Here is a 5,161-nt window from a genome sequence, read left to right on the forward strand (position 1 = left end):
ATTGTATACAATATTAAATATACATTAAATTCACATTTAAAAATAACCAACTGATCTTAATAATAAAAAAAATTTATGGACTTTCGACCCAACAAAAAGGAGCTATTTATGGTGCTAATTGGAATAATAAAAAGGGAGGAAGACATCGCTACTGTCTTATTGCTGCTGAAAAGCTAAAGCGATGCCTAAAGTTATAAATTAGAGTTTAGTAGCCTGTACTAGTTGCCTGATATATTTTTTAATTACTTTTTTCACCTTCTAATTTTATAAGTAATTTTTTTATATCGTTTTTAGCTTTAACAATATGATTTTTTAGATATTCACAGGCATTTTGACAGTCTTTTTTTCTGCATAACTCGAGTAAAGTACGGTGCTCTTCAGGAGCTTTTGTTAAACCGCCTGCCAATAAAATATGCATACGTACATAGCGCTCTGAGTTTTTGCTGTACATATCAACCAACTCACGGGTTTGTGGGCGCGCGGCGCGGCTGTATAATTTAGCATGAAACTGGCTGTTTAAATCGCCAGTGGCAAGGTGGGTATCGCCGGCATCCATGGCACTTTCAAGTTCAGTTAAAATAAGCTCGGCATCAATTAAGTCTTGATCAGTTAAGCTTTGTATTGAATGTTTTAATAGCTCAGCTTCAAGAAGTGCTCTGAGGTCAAAAATTTCGTCAATTTGCGACGCCGAAAGCTGTGTGGCAGTGGCTCCTTTATGAGCTTCAAAGTTAACCAGCCCTTCGGCTTCTAGTTGTAGCAAAGCTTCACGCACCGGTATTCGACTCACGTTTAGCTCTGTGGCTAATGCAGCTTGGCGTAGCGGATCACCCGCTTTGATTTCACCTGAAAGAATTTTTTCACGAATAGCTTCTGTAACAAGCTGAGTTCGAGTTTTATGTTCTATGGCCATAGTAATTTCTATAAATTGCATTTAGTATGCATTATACCTATGAAAACATGCATGCCAAGTTAGAATCCTTCATAATAAAGAGGTAGCGGGAAATGCAATTTGCACTCCCGCTACAATTAACTAAGACTGATAGCAAATTGGTCGCAAAAATCTCAACATTGCATTTAACCCAACGGAAGTGCTACGTACATCTGTGGAGCTTGGAAATGGTCCACCATGGTTCATTGAGCCACATACTTCTACGCCGGTTGGCATTTGATTGTGTATTAAACGCCCTACTTTGTATTTCAGCTCTTCTATAACGTGTTCAGCTTTAGCTAAATCATCAGCGCTGTCATGCACACTTGCCGTAAGCTGCCCTTCAAGCGCTGCTACTAGTAAACTTAACTGCTCTATGCTTATATAGCGAACCAATAAAGCCGCTGGGCCAAATACTTCTTCACGTAATGCAGGGGTTGCTAAATAGGTATCAACATTACAGGCAAATACATGGGCATTACCATGAAAGTCTTCTGTAAGTGCGCCTTTTGCAATAAGCTCTACGTTTTCAAGCTCACTGCGCTGGCTAACTTGCTTTTTAAAGGTCTTCACAATACCTGGGGTTAATAAAGTATCTGAGGCGGCTGCACTAATGCAGTTGGCTACCTCGGCTTCTAATTCATCACAGCCCGTTGGTACCAGCCATAAGCCAGGACTGGTACAAAATTGGCCATTACCCATTAGCATTGATTGGCATAGCGCTTCAGCCATAGCTTTACCTTCATTTTGAGCTTTTTTTGGTAAAACTATTTGTGGGTTTATACTGCCGAGCTCGCCATAAAACGGAATAGGCTCTGAACGCTTGGCAATTGTTTCTTGTAGTAAACGTGCGACATTAAATGACCCCGTAAAACCAACAGCTTTAATAGCTGGCGCCGCGACTAATTGATGCGAAATATCGTAAACATCACTTTGCAGCATTGAAAATACACCTAGCGGCATATCACATTCTTTAATCGCAGCAAGCGCTGCACGGGCCATTAGCTCCCCAGTGCCTGGATGCGCAGTATGATTTTTAACAACCACTGGGCAGCCTGCTGCAAGTGCGGCGGCGGTATCCCCCCCGAGTGTTGAAAATGCATACGGAAAATTAGACGCACCAAATACAGCTACAGGCCCAAGAGGTAAGTAATTAAGCTCTGTACGAGGTTTAGGTAGTGGCGAGCGATTACTATCAGCTTCATCAAGCAGCTTTAAACCTAGTGGTGAGTCTGGGTTTTCACGCAGTGCACAGGCAAATGCTTTTAACTGATTAACCGTGCGCATTCGCTCACCTTGTAAGCGTGCCATAGGTAAATTGGTTTCTTGCGCGGTTTGCGTTAGTAAATCATCGCCAAGTGCTAAAATTTGCTCTGCAATACACTCTAAAAAATCTGCACGCTGACTAAAACTCGTTTTTCTGTACTCGATAAAAGCATTATCAGCAGCATCAACTGCCGTATTTAACTGAGTACTCGTTACATTAAAGTAGCGTGTCGATAATGGTTGATTTTTAGCCGGTGAAAAGGCTTGAAATTCACCTTGCTCAGCGCGACCTTGCCATTGTCCGGCAATTAGGCTTTGTCCTGTTAATGTCATGCTTTTCTCCTCGTTAAATTACTTGAAACCCATAGGCATATGGGTCGTCGTCATCTACTGTAATGGTGCTCGTTCCGGTTACCCGAGACCAGCCGCGAATGCTAGGTAAAATAGCAGTTTGACCTGCCACTTCAGACACCTGCTCTATACAGCCAATAAACTGGCTGCCAATATAACTTTCATGAATAAATGCATCGCCTTGCTGCAATAAGCCTTTACTAAACAACTGAGCCATGCGGGCGCTAGTGCCTGTTCCGCATGGTGAGCGGTCAATGGCTTTATCTCCATAAAAAACCGCATTAGCCGCATCTGAGTTGGAATTTTTGGGTGAGCCAGTCCATAACACATGGCTAGCACCTTGAACGGTAGAGTCGAGCGGATGGATACATTGTATTTTGGTATTAATAGCATCACGCACTAATGGGCTGTATTTGAGTAATTGCCCTGCACTAAAATGTTCAATACCTTTAAAGTTGCCCTGTGGTTCAACAATAATATAAAAGTTACCACCAAAGGCGATATCAACCTTTAATTCGCCCAACTCTGGAATATTGATACATATAGACTGATGCGCTAAATAAGCAGGCACATTGTAAATTTTAACCCACTGCACTTTACCACCAGTCATTTCATAATTGACCTGAACTCGTCCTGCTGGCGTATCCAGTTTTAAAGTACCGGGGGTTTTAGCATGTAGCAAACCATGCTCTAAGGCGAAGGTAACAATACCCATTGTACCGTGACCACACATAGGTAAGCAGCCGGAAGTTTCTACAAATAAAATGGCTGCATCACCATCTTCGCTAGTAGGTGGGTATAAAAAACCGCCCGACATCATATCGTGACCTCTGGGCTCAAACATGAGCGCTTGACGGATCCAGTCATGGTTAGCTAAAAAGTCCTGGCGCTTTTCGCTCATGGTATTTCCCTGTAACAGAGGGTGGCCACTTGTTATAAGCCGCACAGGGTTACCGCAAGTATGGCCATCTATACAAAAAAATGTTCCTTTGCGCATCACTTAATCCAATTTAGGTTTATTTACATCAACACAATACGCTTTCGCAGTATCGTTAAGCGTTGATGAAGAAGTTTTTTCATTTACAACCAGTAGTTTAAAATCTGCTATAGCTTTTACTATAGCGCTGCCAACTAGTTGCCATGTAGAGTTAACTAACTCATCACTATTAAACTGAGCAGCTATTGCTGGGTTTGCACCATGCCAATTGGTTTTCATTTGCCTATTCCGAACTGAATTTATGCTTGATATGATAAGTATATTGTATACAATAATCAATATCCTATTTTAATATTAAATTTATAGGTACACACCCTTAAAAGATTACAAATAACCAATTACACATAACTAATTAAAAGTTATAACTAAAAATGAGTTAGAAAGAGCTTGTAGAGCTTTTTCTTACTACTTGTCAGTAAATACAATATCGATTTATTTTTTAAAAAACGTATAGCGTTTTACTTTTATCATCAGGGGAAGGTAATTTTGACCAATACAAGAACTCAAAGAGTCGCCGTGATCGGTGCCGGTGTAATTGGTATTTGCACAGCTTTACAGTTACAACAAGCTGGCTTTGCAGTGACGCTATACGATGAAAATGGCCTAGCGCAAGGCTGTTCAAAAGGTAATGCTGGGCACTTTGCCACCGAACAGGTATTTCCTCTAGCGCAGGTAGCATTATTAAAAAAATTACCTGCTATGCTTTTTAACCCATTAGGACCATTGCGCATTGATTGGCGCTATGCAATAAAAGCTCTCCCTTGGTTTTGGCAGTTTATTAAAAATATGCCTACTGCCAGATTTATTGCACATACACACGCTCTCAAAGCCTTAAATGAACATGCAATTCATGCTTATGAAAGATTATTAGCAAACTATCAACTGGGCCACCTGCTTACTAAACAAGGGAGTTTACTTACCTTTGAAAAAACCCCATTGGTTGATGTGCAGCGCACCTTGGCTATGTATCAAGCGCAAGGAATTAAAGTAAAGCTACTTGATACAAAGCAAGTACATGCTCTAGAGCCCAGTTTATCCGACAAAATAAAACACGCTTTATTATTTGAAGACGTTGCTCATAGTATTGAACCACATTTATTTTGTATCCAATTAGCGCAAAAGTTCAGTTTATTAAAAGGGCAATTTCGTCAACAGAAAGTAGTTGCTATCACGCCTAAAAGTGAAGGTTTTATGGTGAGTGATGAACAAGATAGTCTCAATTTCGATAAAGTCGTGATCGCAGCGGGTGCTTGGAGTGCCTCTCTCATCGAGCCGCTTGGATACACAGCACCTTTAGATACCGAGCGTGGTTACCACTGTATGGTTAATATTAACCATGGCCTAACACGGCCCGTAGCTTCTGCTGAACGGAGTCTTATCATGACCCCGATGAGTCAAGGGTTAAGAGTGGCAGGCACAGTGGAGTTTGCGGGTATAAATAGAAAGGCTAACAATAAACGTGCATTAGCTTTACTGCCCCATGCACAAGCGTTATTAGCTAGCCAGCCTCTTAGTGCCACGACTACATGGATGGGCTGTAGGCCATCATTGCCTGACTCATTACCTATAATAGGCCAAGCCCCCAATCACAATAACCTGTACTTTGCCTTTGGTCATCA

The 5,161-nt window shown here is 41.3% G+C and carries 5 protein-coding genes; 1 reads left to right on the plus strand and 4 read right to left on the minus strand.

The window, feature by feature from the left end:
• Nucleotides 1–238: 238 nt before the first annotated feature.
• The 4 genes from BIZ38_RS21495 to BIZ38_RS21510 all read right to left on the minus strand — a co-directional run bounded on the left by BIZ38_RS21495 (nt 239) and on the right by BIZ38_RS21510 (nt 3,761).
• Nucleotides 239–910, minus strand: a complete 672-nt coding sequence (locus BIZ38_RS21495; RefSeq protein ID WP_187491274.1) for a GntR family transcriptional regulator — start codon at nt 908–910, stop codon at nt 239–241.
• 120 nt (nt 911–1,030) lie between these two features.
• Nucleotides 1,031–2,527, minus strand: coding sequence for an aldehyde dehydrogenase (NADP(+)) (locus BIZ38_RS21500; RefSeq protein ID WP_187491272.1), 1,497 nt, complete (start codon nt 2,525–2,527; stop codon nt 1,031–1,033).
• 13 nt (nt 2,528–2,540) lie between these two features.
• The gene (locus BIZ38_RS21505; protein ID WP_010557844.1) at nt 2,541–3,542 is read right to left on the minus strand and encodes a 4-hydroxyproline epimerase; all 1,002 of its coding nucleotides are present in this window, start codon (nt 3,540–3,542) and stop codon (nt 2,541–2,543) included.
• A 3-nt stretch (nt 3,543–3,545) separates the two neighbouring features.
• Entirely contained in the window at nt 3,546–3,761 is a 216-nt protein-coding gene (locus BIZ38_RS21510) for a hypothetical protein (RefSeq protein ID WP_187491273.1), read from the minus strand.
• 267 nt (nt 3,762–4,028) lie between these two features.
• Here BIZ38_RS21510 and BIZ38_RS21515 point away from each other — a divergent pair.
• Nucleotides 4,029–5,161, plus strand: a 1,133-nt coding sequence (locus BIZ38_RS21515) for an NAD(P)/FAD-dependent oxidoreductase (protein ID WP_222938101.1), incomplete at its 3' end; no start/stop codon positions are given.

Source organism: Pseudoalteromonas sp. BZK2 (genome assembly GCF_014349195.1).
Taxonomy (GTDB): domain Bacteria; phylum Pseudomonadota; class Gammaproteobacteria; order Enterobacterales; family Alteromonadaceae; genus Pseudoalteromonas; species Pseudoalteromonas simplex.